This window comes from Pseudoalteromonas nanhaiensis, assembly GCF_051235485.1.
Lineage (GTDB): Bacteria > Pseudomonadota > Gammaproteobacteria > Enterobacterales > Alteromonadaceae > Pseudoalteromonas > Pseudoalteromonas lipolytica_C.
On record NZ_JBPNYQ010000004.1, the window covers coordinates 15,516 to 33,467 of the forward strand.

Consider the following 17,952-nt stretch of genomic DNA (forward strand, 5'->3'; position numbering starts at 1 on the left):
TGAATTGTAAATGATAACGCGATACATTTACACTAAAACTTGTTCTATGGTGCAGCTTTCAATAGCAAAGTTTTCATGTAAAAAGTGACGTATTTCATCGTTTTGAATGCTTTGCTTGGCACTAAACTTAAGCTCACAATGAATGTGATGGTCATCTATCTGCCATGTTTTAAGGTAATCAATATCAGTGATTGCAAATTGGGCTTTAAGTTCAGTGATAGCTTCTGGTAGCGCAAAACTATCGGGGGCTGCCTGCATTAAAATTTTACTGCTCGCTATTAGCAGCAAAATACCATGGTAAATGACGTATACCGAAATCAGCATGGTGGCAATTAAATCAACAACATACCATTGATAAAGAATAATTAAGGTACCCGCAATGATCACCACCACAGACGCTAATGCATCAGACACATTATGTATAAACGCAGCACGAATATTCATGCTGTCTTTCGCACCTGCTTTGTAAGTTAAAAGCGCGGTGAATAAGTCAACAACCAGTGCAAAACCTGCAACCCAAATGATGATCCAGCCGTCTATGGGCTCTGGGTTTAAATAGTTGGAGATGGCTTCAACAATTAGGTAACCACCAATCACAATTAAACTTAAACTGTTAAATAAGGTTGCTAAAATTTCAGCGCGTTTATAACCGTATTGATAACGATCATTGGCAGGTTTGGCACCTATTTTTCGGGCAATTATGGCAATGAATAACGATGAGGCATCACTTAAATTGTGCAGCGCATCAGCAATTAACGATAAGCTGCCAGAAACGAGTCCGCCAATCACCTGAGCGACGGTTAATAACACATTAATTACCACTGCCAGCATGAGTTGGCGGGTGCTTTGGTTATTTGTATCGTGATGGTGGTGGTGTCCGTGTCCCATAAAAATACCTAGTTATTGATTTGCTTTATTTTTATACCATGCGTGCTGTGGTATTGAAAAGTTTATAATGATTTGTTCGTGTACAGATTATAATTTTCTGTTCAAATGCTGATGGATTTGTTAATTTAACGCCGTTGTACCAATTTTTAGTTCTAATTTTAGGCTCAATGTGAAAGCTGCATTTTTTATTTTGATTAGCGTATTATTGCTCCAGCCACTGCTGGATAGCTTTGATGTGGCCGATCATAATGCTGCGTTTAATCACACCTCGGTACTACTATCTGAAGAAATTGATTATCTGAAGAAATTGATCTTGAAGCCCATTGCGCTATCAATGGCGATCATCAGCTACACCAATTAGAGCACACCGAACTTAGCAAACAGTTGTCTGATTCAGCCGAAAAAGGCCATTGTCATGTTTGTCACAGCCCTGTGTTTGTCGATTCGCTGCAATTGACCGAGCCTGCTGATACCTATTTTACTAAAATTGAATCTCTCGATTTAAACTTCACATCAGCAGATTTAGCGCCGTTACATCGCCCACCTATTTTAGATCTTACTTAATCCAAAACCCTTTTTAGATTTTATTTGGGCTTAGCCCATTTTAAGTAAGAGACGATATATGTTTTTAAGAAATTTTATGCGTTACGCATTACTTTGCGTATGCTTTATGTATGTGACAAATAATTCTGCGAAAGAAGCACATGAACATCAAGAAAATGAACAAGCTGAGCATGCTAATGAAGTCAATTTAACTGAGCAGCAACAGCAACTAGCTAATATCAAGGTTGAGCGCCTTGTACTGAAAAAACACAATCAAACCTTATATGCACCGGGCGAAATTAAAGCCAATGGTTATGCCAGTTATGTGGTGTCACCGCGCGTTGATTCAATCGTTGTAAAGCGCCATGCCTTGTTAGGGCAGCATGTAAATAAAGGTGACTCTTTAGTCACCTTATTTAGTGGCGAAGTTGCCAGCCAGCAAACTGAATTTAGATTGGCCGAAGCAGAGTTAAAACGGCTAACTAAAATGACACCAGGCACGGTGAGCAAAAAGCAAATCTTGACTGCCAAAGCCGAGTATGAAGTAGCTTATAGCCGCTTAGTTGCCTTTGGTTTATCAAAACAAGCCATAACTCAAACACTGACTATAAGCCCAGAAAAACTCGGCGAATATACCTTATTTGCACAAACATCCGGTGCTGTTTTAACCGATAACTTCGCCCAAGGCCAGCGAGTTGATTCGGGGATTGAGTTGATGCTGATTGCTGATGAATCAGCGCTTTGGGTTGCAGCTCAGCTTTCATCGAACCAAGACCGTATTATTAATAATGGCTCGACAGCGCTGTTAGAAGTAAACGGTAATCGCTATCTAGCAACAGTCATTCAAGAAGCACATACCATTGATGAACAAACACGCTCACGAACCGTTAGGCTCGAAGTAAAAAACACTCAGCATAGTTTGCATCCGGGCATGTTTGCCGATGTGTATTTTCATTTTGAAACAGACCAAGCGGTTCTTGCTGTACCAGAAAATGCTTTAACTCGCAGCGCAGATGGTGACTGGCAATTATTTGTTGTTGATGACGATGGTGGTTTTGTCGCACAAGAAGTAACCCTTGGCAGAAGTTTTGGTGATTATCGCGAAGTGTTAGGTATTAAAGCCGGGCTTGAAGTTGTCACCCAAGGTGCTTTTTTTATTGCATCACAGCTAGCTAAAGGCGGATTTGATCCGCATAATCACTAGAGGTGACGCATGTTTAATTTATTAATAGAGGCGGTGATAAAGAACCGTTTACTGGTGGTATTGGCCTTACTTGCAGCGATTGCAGTGAGTGCATTTATGATCCCAAAACTTAATTTAGATGCCTTTCCTGATGTGACAAATGTGCAAGTTGCGGTGAATACCGAAGCACCAGGGCTTGCGGCTGAAGAAGTTGAGGAGCTGATCACATACCCGATAGAAGCAGTGATGTATTCACTTCCCGATGTAGAGCAGGTGCGTTCTATTTCTAAAACGGGGTTATCGGGCGTCACTGTGGTGTTTAAAGAAGGTGTTGATATTTACTTTGCTAGGCAACTGGTTTTTGAACGTTTGCAGTCTGCTAAAGAGTTGATCCCAGCTGGTGTGGGTATGCCAACCATGGGCCCTAATACATCAGGACTTGGACAAATCTATCAGTATTTACTTGAAGCAAAGCCAGATGCCAACATAGATAGCATGGCACTGCGCAGTTTAAATGATTGGGTGGTTAAATTACTTATATTACCTATTGATGGTGTGACCGATATTCTGTCATTTGGCGGTGAGGTTAAGCAGTATCAAGTGAACATAAACCCCAACAAGTTACTTGCTTATGACTTAACACAGCAAGATGTTAGTGACGCTCTAGATGCTAACAACAGTAATGTGGGTGGCTGGTATATGAATCGTGGTCAAGAGCAGCTTGTTATTCGTGGTACAGGTTGGTTTACCCCAGAAGACAAAGGGCTTGCTGAGATAGCACAAACACCTATCAAAACCATTGATGGGACGGTCGTTAAAGTGGCTGATGTTGCGAATGTTGAGCTTGGTAGTGAAATTCGCCAAGGCGCTGTCACCTTATCTAAACGCAATGAACAAGGCGAAATAGTCAATCGTGGTGAAGTGGTGACTGGTATCGTGCTGAAAAGAATGGGCGCTAATACCAAGCAAACTATTGATGGCATTAACGCGCGTGTCGAGATGATAAATCAAGCACTGCCAAAGGGGGTTGAATTTAAAGCCATTTACGACCAAGCAGAGCTTATTAGCCAAGCGGTACAAACGGTTATTGATGCACTGCTTTTAGCTTTTGTGTTTATTATCATTATATTAGCGCTATTTTTGTTGGATTTAAGAGCAACATTTTTGGTGTTACTGTCAATCCCTATCTCGATTGGCTTAGCATTGAGTGTAATGGCATGGCTTGGCTTATCGGCTAACTTAATGTCATTAGGGGGTATAGCTGTTGCCATCGGCATGCTGGTAGATGGCTCGGTTGTTATGGTAGAAAATGTATTTAGGCACTTAGGGATGAAGCACAATCAACATAAGCCACCCGCCGAGCTGGTTGCAATTGCTGCTAAAGAAGTCGCACGGCCTATCTTTTTTGCCTCTTTGATTATTCTTACGGTATTTTTACCACTGTTTAGCTTTGAAGGCGTTGAGGCTAAGTTATTTCAGCCAATGGCTGTGAGTATTATGCTTGCGATTATTAGCGCTGTAATTGTTGCCTTAGTTGTGGTGCCAGCACTGTGTGTTTATTTATTTGCTAAGGGCGTGACAGTAAAGCAAAGTATCTTACTAAAACCTATCGATATGCTTTATCAACGGGCTTTACAAAAAGCATTGCAGGCTAAACGCAGCGTTTTAGCTATTGCAGGGTTATTACTAATTGTAGCGGCTGTTATGCTACCAAAGCTGGGTACTGAATTTGTGCCAGAACTTGAAGAAGGCACGATTAATCTACGTGTGACTCTTGCTCCATCTGCAAGTCTCGAAACAGCAATCTCAGTGGCTCCAAAGCTTGAAGCCATGTTGCTTGAATTTAACGAGGTGGAATATGCGCTGAGCCGAATCGGTCGGGCAGAAGTAGGGGGTGATCCTGAACCGGTTAACAACATAGAAATCTATTTAGGTTTAAAGCCACATGATCAATGGGTTAACGCGAATTCACGTGTCGAATTGCAACAGCTAATGGAAGCCAAGCTGGAGCAATTCCCTGGGCTTTTGTTTAACTTTTCACAACCCATAGCAACCCGAGTAGATGAGCTTTTATCGGGGGTAAAAGCTCAATTGGCCATTAAGTTGTTCGGAAGTGATTTGGCTGTTTTAAGTGAAAAAGGCCAACAAATTGAGCAGCTAGTTCAGCAAATACCTGGCGCTAAAGATGTCGCGATGGAGCAAATAGGCGGCGAAGCACAGCTTATAGTTAAACCCAACCGTTTGGCGTTATCGCGTTTTGGTTTATCGGTAGCTGATTTAATGGATGTAGTCCAGCACGGTATTGGTGGGCAATCAGCAGGGCAAATTATTAATGCCAATGAGCGCTATGATATTTATGTGCGTATAGCGCAAAGTTATCGCCAAAACCCAAATGTGATTGCTGATCTTCGACTGCGTACCCCCGCGGGTGCCATTGTTAGGGTAGGTGATGTAGCCGATGTACAGATTGAGTCTGGCGCTCCGCAAGTTCGTCGCGATGATGTTCAAAGACGCATAGTCATTCAAGCGAATGTACAAGGGCGTGATATGGGCTCTGTGGTTGCGGATATTCGTACTGCGATTGCTGATAAATTGCAGTTACCAAGTGGTTACAGCGTGGCGATTGGCGGCCAGTTCGAAAACCAACAACGGGCACAAAAGCGGCTAATGATAGTGGTGCCAGTGGCCTTATTACTCATCACGTTATTGCTTTATTTTGCCTTTAGTAACTTATCGCAAGTGGTGCTTATTCTTGTCAATGTTCCTTTGGCTGTGATTGGTGGGGTGATTGCATTGTATGTCTCTGGGCAATACTTATCTGTACCTAGTTCTGTAGGGTTTATTACGCTGTTTGGTGTTGCTGTATTGAATGGTGTGGTGATGGTTGAAAGCATTAATCACCGAGTGGGTCACGGCGATAGCAAAGATAAAGCGGTATTTGAAGGGGCTGTTTCACGGCTCAGACCCGTACTAATGACCGCGCTTACTTCAATGCTTGGACTTATTCCGATGTTATTAAGCACAGGCATAGGGGCTGAAATACAAAAGCCACTTGCAACGGTTATTGTTGGCGGCTTGGTCAGTGCAACATTCTTAACTTTATTTGTACTGCCGGTACTTTATAAGTCGATGACTAAATAAAGCAAAATGGGGCTAACTTTTAGTAGCCCCTTTTTTAATGCCGTGTATTTCTGTAAAGGGCGTTTACACCATACTAAAGCCCTTATAAACTGGGCGTTACAATAATGATGTAAAAAAGGAATACAGAGTGAGTAACGCAATTACAATTCGTCCGGCAGTCGCGAGTGATGCTGCAACAATCCTACATTTTATTACCGAACTTGCTATTTACGAAAAAGAACCCGACGCAGTTAAAACAGACGAGCAAGCTATTTTAAAAACATTATTCAGTGAAGGTGCTACGGCTCATAGTGTTATTTGTTTAGAGGGCGACACGCCAATTGGTTTTGCAGTGTATTTTTATAATTACTCTACATGGCTTGGCAAAAATGGTTTGTATTTAGAAGATCTTTACGTCAGTGCAGATAGCCGTGGTAAAGGTGCCGGTAAGCAAATTATGCAATATCTCGCTAAGCAAGCACTCGAAAAAGACTGTGGTCGTTTTGAGTGGGTGGTACTTGATTGGAATAAGCCAGCCATTGATTTTTACGACAGCATTGGTGCTAAACCACAAAACGAATGGATTATTTATCGCCTGACAGGTCAAGAGCTTATTGACTTTGCGCATCAATAAGTAATTTTGATATAGCTTAAAATCAACAAATACCAATATAAATAAAAATCATTTGCATTTAACCTTTTCTGTGTGTAGTTTAAATACACATACAAAGATTGGTATAAGTGCAGGTGATTTTTATGACTCAAACAACACGCCACACACCTTTAACTGCAAACGCCATTGATGATGCGCTTGCCCCTTGGCAAAGTGCAATTTATCAAGGCAACTTAGCATTTGAAACTGGCGAGCTTATTACTGCACGTGATCATTACACGGTTGCAAGCAGCTGCGCCGAAACACTTCTTGCGCAATTTTCTAATATCCCGATCAACCAGTCGGTAACACGCTCGCTAGAACATTGTATTGCAGCATTTGTTGTTGCTACTTTGAATCTAGCTGACACCTTTAAAGTCATGCAAAAACCCGATAAAGCCTGTACGTGGCTTTGCCATGCTCATCAACGATTAAGCGTGCTTTTGAATCACCCAGAGCAACATGTTTGCACCTTGGTGCTGCACCATCATCATAAAACCTATTATGAACTGGTTAAGTTTGCCAGCATGGCATCGGCATTTCCGGCACTTATTAACCGAATCAATCAGCTATTAGCTGACCATCCCCACAAAACGCAGTTATTACACTAACGATAAGGAATCAGTATGCCTTTTACATTACCCGATTTAGCATATGACTATGATGCACTCGAGCCGCACATTGATGCGAAAACCATGGAAATTCATCACACCTTGCATCATCAAACCTATATCAATAAAGCAAATGCTGCACTAGAGGGCAGTCATTACTCTGAGCAAGATGCTGAAACATTACTGCGCACTATTTCATCAATGCCTGAGTCATTACAAAAAGCAGTGCAAGAGCATGTGGGTGGCCATCATAATCACTCATTATTTTGGCAAGTTATGTCACCTAATGGCGGCGGTATGCCAAGTGCAGAGTTAAATGCAGCCATTGTTGATACATTTGGTAGCTTTGATGAGTTTAAAGAGCAATTTACTAATGCAGCGGTAAGCCGCTTTGGCAGTGGCTGGGCGTGGTTATGTGTTGATGATAATAACCAGTTGGTTGTTGAAAGTAGCCTTAATCAAGATAGCCCACTGATGCAAAATCACACGCCTATTTTAGGGCTTGATGTGTGGGAGCATGCATATTACTTGAAGTATCAAAATCGTCGTCCTGAATATATTGCGGCATTTTACGAAGTGATCAATTGGCCGGAAGTTGAGCGCCGATATTTAGCAGCAATTAAAAAATAGTTAAGGTCCGAAACTGGCTAGTCAAAAAATAATATTCAGTTAAGCTAACGGTATTAGCGTGTAACGAGAATAATTATGACTAGCCAACAATGGCAAACTGCAAGGCAAAGCCGCGACCCACGCTTTGATGGGGTGTTCTTTGTTGCTGTAAAAAGCACTGGCATTTATTGCAGACCCATTTGCCCTGCACCAACGGCACAAGAAAAGAACGTTGAGTATTATCAATATGCGCACTTGGCTGCGCAAGATGGTTTTCGGCCCTGCATTCGCTGTCGCCCAGACAGTGCTCCGAATAGCCCAGCTTGGCTAGGTACTAAAACAACCGCATTACGCGCAAAACAACTGATTGATAAAGGCGAGGCTTACGACTGTGAGGTTTTAGCAGACAGGCTAGGGGTGTCGAGCCGCTATTTACGCCGTTTGTTTAACCAACATTTTGGACTGTCGATCACCCAATATCGATTATTTAACCAATGCAATTTTGCCAAGCAGCTATTACAACAAACTGATTTGTCGGTAGCTGATATCGCATTTGCGGCAGGCTTTAATAGTATTCGTCGTTTTAATGATGCTTTTTTAAAGCAGTTAAATATCGCCCCGTCAAAGTTACGCAAGTCAGATAAAAAACCAGCATCAACATTAACTCTAACACTGGCATTTAGGCCGCCTTATAACTGGCAAGCACTCCATGACTTTTTACAGCGCCGCTTAATTAGTGGTCTAGAATGGCTAAGCGCAACGAGCTATGGTCGCACTTTTAAAGATAAATATTGCCAAGGGCAATTTACCGCGCATTTTGTTGAGCATAAAAACCATTTTAAAGTGGTTATTGATATCGATAACACCCGCTATTTACAGCAAGTGATCCATAACATTCGTCGTGTGCTTGATTTAGATGCCGACACGCACACTATTGAACAGCATTTAAATGCAGAGCTAAAAGGCGCAATGCCGCTTTGTGTTGGGCTTCGTTTGCCGGGAATTTGGTCTGAGTATGAAGCCGGTATTCGTGCGGTACTTGGTCAGCAAGTGAGTGTTACAGCGGCTCATAACCTAGTAACACAGCTTGTAAATGAGTTTAATCAGCAAAGTAATAACCACTATTTTCCAAGCCCTGAATGGGTTGCCAATTCTGAACTCGATTTTTTTAAAATGCCACAATCACGCAAAGATGCGCTACGTCGTTTAAGTGCTTATTGTCAGCAAAACCCAGATAATCAAGAGCTTGATAATTGGTTAGAGCTCAAAGGCATTGGCCCATGGACAGTTAATTACGCCAAACTACGCGGTCAAAGCCACCCCGATATTTTATTGGCAGGCGACTTAGGGGTTAAAAAAGCCCTCGCTGGAATAAGCGAATTTAATAGCGAGCACTGTGCGCCATTTCGCTCTTATTTAACTTTTCAACTATGGCAACAATTATGAGTATGCAACAAGTTATTATGCCAAGCCCGATTGGCGATATTACCATTCAAAGTACGTCAAAAGGCGTCAGTTACGTTGGCTTCTACCCGGTGGTTGAGATGCAAACAGAGGTTGTTGATGAGCACACCCTTACACCCATTTTAATATGTATAAGTGAGCTTAATGAATACTTTAACGGCGAGCGTAGGCGTTTTACTGTTCCGCTAGATACCCGAGGTACCCAGTTTCAAAAGCAAGTATGGCGTGCACTGATAGAAGTTGAGTTTGGTCAAAGCAAGAGTTACCAAGATATTGCACTTGCGATTAATAACCCAAAATCGGTGCGTGCAGTGGGGGCTGCAAATGGTAAAAACCCCATTAGTATTATTGTGCCATGCCATCGGATTATTGGCGCAAACGGTAAACTCACAGGCTATGCGGGTGGCCTTGAAAGAAAAGAGTGGTTACTGAAGCACGAAGGCTTGTTATAAAACAGCAATTTTACTGGGACAAGGTTTCAAGTAATAAGAGTAAGGTAATAGATGATGTTGCCGCGCGATTAGGGTAGCATATTGCGACTTTAAAATTTGGGCAACATCATGGCACAGCTGTACTTTTATTATTCTGCAATGAATGCAGGCAAATCTACCACACTTTTACAATCTGCATTTAACTACCGCGAGCGTGGTATGGAACCGGTTATTTTAACTGCGGCTATTGATGATAGAGCAGGTGTTGGCAAGGTGTCTTCACGAATTGGTTTACAAGCTGATGCCCATATTTTTGATGCTGATATCGATGTATTTGAATTGATCAAATCATTAAACGCAGAGCAAAAGCGCCATTGTATTTTAGTTGATGAGTGCCAGTTCTTATCAAAAGAGCAAGTAATGCAATTAACAGATGTGGTTGATGAGCTTGGTATTCCGGTGCTGTGTTATGGCTTACGTAACGATTTTAGAGGTGAGCTATTTAGTGGTTCACAATACCTACTTGCCTGGGCTGACAAACTTATTGAGTTAAAAACAGTTTGTCATTGCGGTCGTAAAGCTAACCATGTACTGCGTACTGATGAGCATGGCAAAGCGATTGCAGACGGTAATCAGGTAGAAATTGGCGGCAACGACCGATATGTATCGGTGTGCCGCAAACATTATAAAGAAGCGTTAAATCTCGGCCGCTAATGCCGAGATAAAGCTATCAATTTCTTGCTTAGTGACGCCTAAATGGGTCACTAATCGCAGTGGTTTACCCGGTGAAAACAGCATGTTTTGCTCTTTGAGCGCATGTGCCACTGCTTTTAAATCGATATGTTCGGCAACATCTGCGTAAACAATGTTGGTATCGATTTGAAAAGTTGACGTATCAAAACCAGTTAACGTGTTTAACTGCTCTGCCAAATACGCCGCGTTATCGTGATCTTCAGCAAGCCTTGCTACGTGATGCTCAAGTGCATACTGGCCAGCAGCTGCCAGCATACCCGCTTGGCGCATACCACCACCAAGTACTTTACGCCAGCGGCGCGCTTTATCAATCAGTGCTTTGCTACCTAATAATAGTGAGCCAACCGGCGCGCCGAGTCCTTTTGATAAGCAAATAGATACTGAATCAAAATACTGGGTGATCTCAGTGATATCAACACCTAACTTAACCGCAGCGTTATACACGCGGGCACCGTCTAAGTGCAGAGCAAGGTTATGTTTATCAACACATTCTCTAGCTTGTTTAAGATAGCTTAGCGGGAGAACTTTGCCGCCAATGGTGTTTTCTAAGCTAAGTAGTTTGGTTTTAGCAAAGTGAAAGTCATCAGCTTTAATTGCAGCCACAACTTTGTTTAAATCTAGGCTGCCATCGGCATTATTTTCAATTGGTTGTGGTTGAATAGAACCTAATACAGCAGCACCGCCACCCTCAAATTTGTAGTTATGCGCTTGTTGACCACAAATATATTCGTCGCCACGCTCACAATGTGCCATCAATGCTAGTAAGTTTGCTTGCGTGCCAGAGCTGCAATAAAGGGCGCTTTCGAAGCCATGGCGCTCAACAGCAAATTGTTCAAGTTGATTAACGCTTGGGTCGTCACCATAAACGTCGTCGCCTACTGGGGCGTCATTCATGACCGCGCGCATAGCTGCTGTTGGTTTTGTAACTGTGTCTGAACGAAAGTCGATCATCTTATTATCCTTATACTAGTTCGTTAAGAATGGCTTCGCGGTCAGCTTGGTCAAAATAGCTCCAAGCAATAAAGCGACTAATTTTTTGGCCTTGTGCCATTTTTATAACTTTTAATTCTTTCACATCAAGTGTGCTAAGTAACTTTTTTATATGCGGTAAAGTGTCAGACTTTGAAACAAGTGATGTAAACCAAATACATTGCTCTGCAAAATCTTGGCTCTCAATGCACATTTTACTGATAAATTCGCGTTCACCGCCTTCACACCAAAGCTCGTTTTGGCGGCCACCAAAATTAAGCGCTTTTTGTGGCGCTTTGTTAAGGTTTTTCCATTTACGCTCAGTACCTGCTTTGGCCTGTTGCTCGCTGGCATGAAACGGTGGGTTGCATAAAGTTAGGTGAAAAACATCTTTATTCGATATCACGCCCTTAAACATTTTATCGGCGTTGTTTTGCTGCTTAACATTAATTTTGAGGCGGTTGAATTGCACGATTTGTTTGGCAATTTTAACAGACAAGGCATCAATATCGGAGCCTGTGAAGTGCCAGCCATATTCGTGATTACCAGTAAGCGGGTAAATCACATTTGCACCCGTGCCTACATCAAGCACTTTTACTTGCTTACCCGTCGGAATATGCCCTTGGTTATCGTTTGCTAATAAATCGGCCAAGTGATGAATGTAATCCACTCTGCCAGGAACCGGTGGGCAAAGGTAGTTGTCGGGCAAATCCCAAAAATCGATTTTATAATGGCTTTTTAATAACGCTTGGTTGAGGGTTTTAACCGCTAATGCATTGGTGAAATCAATGGTATCAGTGCCCGCTGGCGTTTGCGTTATATAAGGTGTTAGGGCAGGAGTATCTTTGCATAGCAAAGTAAAGTCGTAGCCATTTAAGTGGCGATTTCGCGGATGCATTAAGGAAAACCTATCTGTTAGCCATATCAAAGGCTGATTGTACCAAATAAATCTTTGTTCTGAGTTAGTTTGCGGTGGATATTTTTGCTTAGTCTCATTAATAACATGGTATGCAAAAATCATTTTTAACTTGAAATAGTTAGAAAAAATAATTAAAAATGAAGATGAAGCACTTTATCTTGTAAAAGACAATCGAAGGAATCGAGCTTCTGTGTATTTTAATTGAATATTAAAAACAACAAGGAAGCTTATAAAAAATGACTAATAGTATTTTTCTTTGTTCTTTTACCTTTTACGTCTTAAGCAACTGGTAATGTGAGCCTCTATGCCCCATCAAAAGAGCAAAATCGTTGTGTTTTAAGTAGTCTGTTTTCAAAGGAATGTTTATGTCTAAATTTAAAAAAATAGTGATAGCTGTAGTAATTTTGCTAAGCCTTGGCGCAATTGCTAAACAATACAATGAGCGCAATCACACTGAAATGGCAATTAAAGCGTGTGGCAATAAAGACAACATTGCCAAAGTTGACTCTAAAGGTTTTGAGTGTAAAGACTAATTGAGGTAAGTGACAGCTGATTAATATTATAAATACGAAACAGCAGCCGCTGCGTTAAATAATGCTTTTTGAGTAAGACGTTAGTTTAAACTATGAAGGAAGCAGAAAAGAAAATAGTACAAGTAATTGAGCAATAAGGGTGTTATGTAACATAAAGTTTAGATCGCGCGGTACTATTTTGTCTGATTTTAAAAAGCGGACAGATGAAAAAGCTAACTTGTTTCTGCCCCAAGACGTGTTTGGCGAATTTCTCAAAAAAGCGGGCTTCGAACGTCCGCAATTGCTTTTCTATTTTGTCAAAATATATTGCTTGCATAGTCAGAAAAACGACCCAATCGCTCGTTTTTATCCTGAGGTAAAAGCGAGAACTCCTAAATTTTAATAACACTGGTAATTAGTTAACAAGTTTGTTAGAAATAATCTAATAAGAAAAACGAGCTACGCTGTGGTAGAAAAACGCGCGATTAGCTCGCTATAAACATGTTAGGTGTACATATAGATGCAACCCAGATTAGAGCTCGAGTTTTTGCAAGATGATCCATCCAAAATATGGGTTAAGGCATGCAATGAGCGATTCGCAGGAGAAACGGAGCAGTATTTTAATGCTCAATCGCTGCGTGATCTCGCAGAAAATTTGTCTAGTTTTCCCAAGTCTAATTCGGATGAAATAATCTTCGAAGTAGGTGAAGTCGGCTCATCTTATGGACACTGTTTTCTTAAGTTTTATTGCATCGATTCTGCTGGCCATACTGCTGTATTTATTTCAGTTTCAGATGGCGAATCGAATTCAGCAAAATTTACGGTTCAATTTGAAGTTTTATCATTGGATATGTTTGTTTCTTCAATAAATTTCGCTTTAAAATCGGGTAATGGTGTTTCCGAATTAATTGGTATTAATGCATATACACAAAACATTTGAGTGTAAGTACACCTAACAAGCGCATTAAAAATGGACGTCTAAAGTTTGGCTGGCGCTCATTCTTCGCGATTTTAGCCAAGCTTTATCCGCCCATTATGCGGGCGTTATGTTTAATGGAGAAAGCGGTGATTTTAGGACTAAATCATATCACTATTGCAGTTAGTGACTTGGAATCCTCTCTTGAGTTTTATAGAGATATTTTGGGGTTCACTGCTCATGCTAAATGGGACAAGGGAGCTTACTTATCTGTAGGTGAACTCTGGTTTTGTCTTTCACTCGATGAACCTTGCCTAAAAGCCGACTATACCCACGTCGCTTTTGATATTGCATCTGAAGAATTTGACGCCTTTGCGAAGCGCATCGTTTCATTGGGGGTAGATGTTTGGAAAGAGAACAAAAGTGAAGGGCAATCACTGTACATTTTAGACCCTGATGGCCACAAGCTAGAGATACATTCAGGTTCGCTGGAAAGCAGGTTAGAATCTCTAAGAACGAAACCATATAGTGGGCTTGTTTGGCTTTAAACATAACAAACTGCTCAAGATGGACTGTCAACGCTCGGCAATTTTGATTCTAGTTTGATACAGTGTTTACGGTGGTTTGTTCAAGTAGAGTAGCTATGCGTTGTCAGCCACTTAGCAAGGGCGTTATGTTGCTAGGAGAGTTATGAGTACTACTGAGAAGTGGAAGCTAATATCAGAAGAGTTACTAGCCGCGTATAAACTTTTGCCCTCAGATATTAAAGAGTCTGATTTTGGTTACAGTAAAGAAGATTTTTTACATTACTTATCAGTAAACGAGCTTCGTTTGGCTATGGAAGAATTAGATGGTGTAATGGAAAACAACATCAGCCCTGGTGTTTTGTTTTGGGAGCATATGATTAATGCCGCAAACTTAATGAACCGACCTGAACATGCTACAAAATACGAGCGGTTTAAAATAGCAACATAACAAGGCAAATAAAGCGGGACTGTTAAAAGTTTGCTCGGTTCCTCTCCGCATCACATTTTAGCAAACTATTAATCAGCCCCTTATTGTGGGCGTTATTGATTAAATACTCTAACGTGTTTTTGTCCAAAGATGGGTTATAAATATAACTGCCACAAAGCGAGTTAACGTAAATGCTCTAAGGATCTATTCTTCAGAGGTAGCTAAACATTGAGGTTCCCTCTTGAGCGTTTTGTTACGGAACGACCTTCATCAAAATCTTTGTGTGCACACGTTGCTTCTCTACATTCTTGGTACCATAGCCCGAAGGGTATTTGCTTGATGTACTGGACGGAAAATAATTCGTATTGATTTGTATATTCGGATGCGATGAGAAGTTCGAATTAAAAAGGCTCCGGTAAGTTTATTTTAAATCCAGAAGCTTTCTCGTTCAGTATGTTTTGAATATCTAGGCCTAAAATAACATTTTGATTTTTTGGTTCAATGCTCCATTGTTCCATAATATTGATGAAGGTCTTAAAGCCTATTAGAGAAAGTTTTTCGTCAGAAATAATCGTTACTGGTTAGTAAAGGAAATACCAAACTTTGATAGCTTAAAGATATTAATAAACCTAAATAATGCCTAATAAAGCAAGCAATAAAGCATATAATGCCTACTTTATTGTGCATCATGATTGCTAGAACTTATAAGTGAAGCCCACGAAAAATGTTTGTTGGTGAGGCATGCCCTCACGTTTTGTTTTGGTGTTCCCTACATAAAATTTTGTCCCTTTAGCTATAAAGACTTCAGCACATTTCATAGCCTTTTTGTTAGCGCTCATTTAGCCAAAGGCTCCTGCAAGTCGAACTTCTAACATCGATAAATAATGGCTCTGCACTGGTGTTACAATTTAGTCAAAATCTCATCGTGCCTGAGATTCTCAATTTGAATGGCAATCGCCACATTCACACTTGCTTTGCCTAATAGACTGGCGTAACTTAATACTGGTACGATGAGTCTATAAGAATAAAAAGGTCAAACGTGACGATTAAACAAGAATCGGTGTTTATTAAACTCGCCGAAAGCCAAACTCTACATTTACGTCGTATCAGTAAGACTGATGCGAAAGGCCCTGCGGTGTTTTTTATGCATGGTGCAGTTGAAAATGGCAAAATCTTTTACACCCACAGCAATAAAGGCTTGGCGCCATTTTTAGCTGAGCATGGTTATGTTTGCTATGTAGCTGATTTGCGCGGTCGTGGTGAGAGTAAGCCTGCGATTTCAAAGCATGCAAAGTATGGTCAGACCGAGGCCATTTTAGAAGATATTCCTGCATTTCTAGATAAAATTAAACAGCTTGAAGGCGAGCCTGCCCGTTATTGGGTTGCTCACTCATGGGGCGGGGTGTTGATGAACAGTGTGTTTGCCCGTTTTCCCGAGTTGATTAATGATGTGAAAGCTTGCGGCTATTTTGGTTCTAAACGGTCTTTGTATAATCATCATCCTAGTAAGTATATTCAAGGTAATTTAATTTGGTATGGCTTGGCACCCTTAGTTGCCCGTAAGCATGGCTTTGTTCCGGCTAAAAAGCTGAAGTGGGGCAGTGATGATGAAACCCGTAAATCGCATTACCAAAGCATGCAATGGGCTAAACGTAAACCTTGGGTCGACACCGATGATGGCTTTGATTACGCCAAAGCATTAGCCGATAAAGCGCTACCACCTATCATGCACGTTGCGGGTATCAAAGATAAAGCACTATGTCAGCCAATTGATATTGCAAAGTTTATGGAAGAGTCGGGCACTGGCAAGCAAACCATGACCATTTATGGCCGTAAGTTTGGCCATAAGGTCGATTATGATCACATAAATATGCTTACTCACCCACAGGCGCGTTTTGATCAGTTTGTTGATCTGCTGAACTGGTTTGAGGCTCATTCATAAGTGTGTGTATAGCGCTCTCGTAGCGTTTATATTTATCAATTGCTTTGTCGTTAAGCGGCTGTCTTACAGCCGTTTTACTGAGCGTTGCCACTGGTTTTTTCGATTTATAAAAATTTAAAAATTGCTTGTTGTACTCAATGTTTAAGAATTTACACAACGCTGTTAATGTTTGTTCGCTTTCACTCACTAGTTCCTCATAGCTTAAATCAAAAATAGCTTCTGGCATTACGTTGTGCCAATGTGCCATTAACTGCTGATATAAATCATAGTATTGTTTAAACTCGGGTAGAGAACAAAAGTAGGGTTCATTTTCTGCGAAGTAGTTGCTAAACACCGACCAAGCAATGGCATTGTAATCCCGTTGCATATTGATGAATTTAGCGTTTGGAAACAATAAATAAATTAGCCCAAGTGATTGATAGTTTGAAGGTAGCTTATTGATCATAAAGGGGCGCACCACTGGTGCTTGCTTTAAGCGTTCAATATAAATATTTCGGGCTGTGTTGATAAGCCCTTGATCTAATTCAGCTAAGCAATCAGGGTAGGGGCGCTGAGTTTTTTGTTCAATATAAGCAACAACCTGATTACTGATACTGGCATCTTCTCCGAGGCTCGCAAAGTCACTATGACTTGTTAGCATTTGCTCTATGAGTGTAGAGCCGCTACGTGGCATACCAATTATGAATATTGGTGTAACTGTCCCTTTAAAAGTTTTATCGCGTGAGGCAATTAATTGGGCGTGACTTTGTTCAATAACACGTTGATAAAATGGAACTAGCTCAGCGGTTTTAAATTGCGTCAATTTAGACTGAAACTTATTTGCAAGCTTGTAATAATCAAACGCCTGTTGTGTATCACCAAGTACATCGTAACTCTTGCCGAGGGCGTAGTAACAGACCATTTTTAAGCGGACGTTATCGGTTAACGTTAAGAAGTGGTGGAGTTCGTTTATGTAGTTTTGTTCGTTGTTAAACCGAGCAAACTGTACCAACTCAAATAAAATATAAGCTTTTACAGGGTAGTTACCCATAGTTAGCGCATGTTTTAAGATGTTATAGGCTTTATCGAGTTCGCCATAAGTCAAATAGTGTTGGGCTAAGTAATAATGTGGTTCAGGGTTATGGCTGGCAATTGATTTTGCGTATTCAAGTACAGTCACTGCATCTTGCGGTGAGTGAACGCCATTAAAAGCATCCGCTAAGGCATGCAGTGGCTCGAGCATGTGCGGCAGTCGCTCGCAAGCTCGCTGTAATAGATATACTGCCGCATCATAGCGTTCTAGGCGCAGAGCGATTCGCCCTAAACCAAATAATGCTTCGCCATTTTCGGGTTCAGCATCAAGAATCGTTTTAAAATGAAACTCTGCTTCTTTTAGTTTGTTTTCAGCAAGTAGTTGATTCGCTTTTTCTAACAGCATAATGATGGGGCGATGTTGATTATTTTTATTTACTATAAAACGAAAAAGGCGAAATGTCTTTCGCCTTGA

General features: G+C 41.1%; 20 protein-coding genes. 16 read left to right on the top strand and 4 right to left on the bottom strand.

What is annotated here, in order from left to right:
* Positions 1-27: 27 nt before the first annotated feature.
* Positions 28-888: a cation diffusion facilitator family transporter gene (locus ACSFVZ_RS05360; protein WP_062567993.1), complete on the bottom strand. Its 861-nt coding sequence runs from the start codon at positions 886-888 to the stop codon at positions 28-30.
* 169 nt (positions 889-1,057) lie between these two features.
* Here ACSFVZ_RS05360 and ACSFVZ_RS05365 point away from each other — a divergent pair, with 169 nt between their 5' ends.
* The 10 genes from ACSFVZ_RS05365 to ACSFVZ_RS05410 all read left to right on the top strand — a co-directional run bounded on the left by ACSFVZ_RS05365 (position 1,058) and on the right by ACSFVZ_RS05410 (position 10,215).
* Positions 1,058-1,249 carry a hypothetical protein gene (locus ACSFVZ_RS05365; protein WP_435558290.1) on the top strand — a complete coding sequence of 64 codons (192 nt, stop codon included), beginning with the start codon at positions 1,058-1,060 and terminating at the stop codon, positions 1,247-1,249.
* Between the two features lie 23 nt (positions 1,250-1,272).
* Positions 1,273-1,452, top strand: a complete 180-nt coding sequence (locus tag ACSFVZ_RS05370) for a hypothetical protein (protein ID WP_435558291.1) — start codon at positions 1,273-1,275, stop codon at positions 1,450-1,452.
* A gap of 58 nt (positions 1,453-1,510) precedes the next feature.
* The gene (locus ACSFVZ_RS05375) at positions 1,511-2,635 is read left to right on the top strand and encodes an efflux RND transporter periplasmic adaptor subunit (RefSeq protein ID WP_435558292.1); all 1,125 of its coding nucleotides are present in this window, start codon (positions 1,511-1,513) and stop codon (positions 2,633-2,635) included.
* Positions 2,636-2,644: 9 nt separating this feature from the next.
* Complete coding sequence (locus ACSFVZ_RS05380) at positions 2,645-5,755, top strand: efflux RND transporter permease subunit (protein ID WP_435558293.1); 3,111 nt, start codon at positions 2,645-2,647, stop codon at positions 5,753-5,755.
* A gap of 127 nt (positions 5,756-5,882) precedes the next feature.
* Positions 5,883-6,368, top strand: coding sequence for a GNAT family N-acetyltransferase (locus ACSFVZ_RS05385; protein ID WP_054552102.1), 486 nt, complete (start codon positions 5,883-5,885; stop codon positions 6,366-6,368).
* Between the two features lie 122 nt (positions 6,369-6,490).
* Positions 6,491-6,997, top strand: coding sequence for a DUF2753 family protein (locus tag ACSFVZ_RS05390; protein ID WP_435558294.1), 507 nt, complete (start codon positions 6,491-6,493; stop codon positions 6,995-6,997).
* Positions 6,998-7,012: 15 nt separating this feature from the next.
* Positions 7,013-7,627 (top strand): superoxide dismutase, encoded by a 615-nt coding sequence (locus tag ACSFVZ_RS05395; RefSeq protein WP_435558295.1) that lies wholly within the window; start codon positions 7,013-7,015, stop codon positions 7,625-7,627.
* 75 nt (positions 7,628-7,702) lie between these two features.
* A complete protein-coding gene (locus tag ACSFVZ_RS05400; RefSeq protein ID WP_253040102.1) occupies positions 7,703-9,052 on the top strand; it encodes a DNA-3-methyladenine glycosylase 2 family protein in 1,350 nt (449 codons plus the stop codon).
* Positions 9,053-9,054: 2 nt separating this feature from the next.
* Complete coding sequence (locus tag ACSFVZ_RS05405) at positions 9,055-9,522, top strand: methylated-DNA--[protein]-cysteine S-methyltransferase (RefSeq protein ID WP_435558416.1); 468 nt, start codon at positions 9,055-9,057, stop codon at positions 9,520-9,522.
* 108 nt (positions 9,523-9,630) lie between these two features.
* Complete coding sequence (locus ACSFVZ_RS05410; RefSeq protein WP_135926501.1) at positions 9,631-10,215, top strand: thymidine kinase; 585 nt, start codon at positions 9,631-9,633, stop codon at positions 10,213-10,215.
* On the opposite strand, the gene ltaE is transcribed toward ACSFVZ_RS05410, so the two are convergent.
* Together ltaE and rlmF are read right to left on the bottom strand one after the other, a co-directional pair.
* Positions 10,198-11,205 (bottom strand): low-specificity L-threonine aldolase, encoded by a 1,008-nt coding sequence (gene ltaE / locus ACSFVZ_RS05415; protein WP_435558296.1) that lies wholly within the window; start codon positions 11,203-11,205, stop codon positions 10,198-10,200. The genes ACSFVZ_RS05410 and ltaE overlap by 18 nt on opposite strands.
* A gap of 10 nt (positions 11,206-11,215) precedes the next feature.
* A complete protein-coding gene (gene rlmF, locus ACSFVZ_RS05420) occupies positions 11,216-12,121 on the bottom strand; it encodes a 23S rRNA (adenine(1618)-N(6))-methyltransferase RlmF (RefSeq protein WP_435558297.1) in 906 nt (301 codons plus the stop codon).
* 386 nt (positions 12,122-12,507) lie between these two features.
* Between rlmF and ACSFVZ_RS05425 the strand changes: the two genes are divergently transcribed.
* The 6 genes from ACSFVZ_RS05425 (at position 12,508) to ACSFVZ_RS05450 (ending at position 16,466) form a co-directional block, all read left to right on the top strand.
* Entirely contained in the window at positions 12,508-12,675 is a 168-nt protein-coding gene (locus tag ACSFVZ_RS05425) for a hypothetical protein (protein ID WP_421966538.1), read from the top strand.
* Positions 12,676-12,853: 178 nt separating this feature from the next.
* Entirely contained in the window at positions 12,854-13,057 is a 204-nt protein-coding gene (locus ACSFVZ_RS05430) for a hypothetical protein (protein WP_135926504.1), read from the top strand.
* A gap of 117 nt (positions 13,058-13,174) precedes the next feature.
* The gene (locus ACSFVZ_RS05435) at positions 13,175-13,594 is read left to right on the top strand and encodes a hypothetical protein (protein ID WP_138558990.1); all 420 of its coding nucleotides are present in this window, start codon (positions 13,175-13,177) and stop codon (positions 13,592-13,594) included.
* A 125-nt stretch (positions 13,595-13,719) separates the two neighbouring features.
* Positions 13,720-14,118, top strand: a complete 399-nt coding sequence (gene fos / locus ACSFVZ_RS05440) for a FosG/FosC2-related fosfomycin resistance glutathione transferase (RefSeq protein ID WP_135926945.1) — start codon at positions 13,720-13,722, stop codon at positions 14,116-14,118.
* 142 nt (positions 14,119-14,260) lie between these two features.
* Complete coding sequence (locus ACSFVZ_RS05445) at positions 14,261-14,545, top strand: hypothetical protein (RefSeq protein ID WP_135926506.1); 285 nt, start codon at positions 14,261-14,263, stop codon at positions 14,543-14,545.
* A 1,018-nt stretch (positions 14,546-15,563) separates the two neighbouring features.
* The gene (locus tag ACSFVZ_RS05450; protein WP_435558299.1) at positions 15,564-16,466 is read left to right on the top strand and encodes an alpha/beta fold hydrolase; all 903 of its coding nucleotides are present in this window, start codon (positions 15,564-15,566) and stop codon (positions 16,464-16,466) included.
* Here ACSFVZ_RS05450 and ACSFVZ_RS05455 read toward each other — a convergent pair.
* Entirely contained in the window at positions 16,399-17,883 is a 1,485-nt protein-coding gene (locus ACSFVZ_RS05455) for a tetratricopeptide repeat-containing sulfotransferase family protein (RefSeq protein ID WP_435558300.1), read from the bottom strand. The genes ACSFVZ_RS05450 and ACSFVZ_RS05455 overlap by 68 nt on opposite strands.
* Positions 17,884-17,952 lie beyond the last annotated feature (69 nt).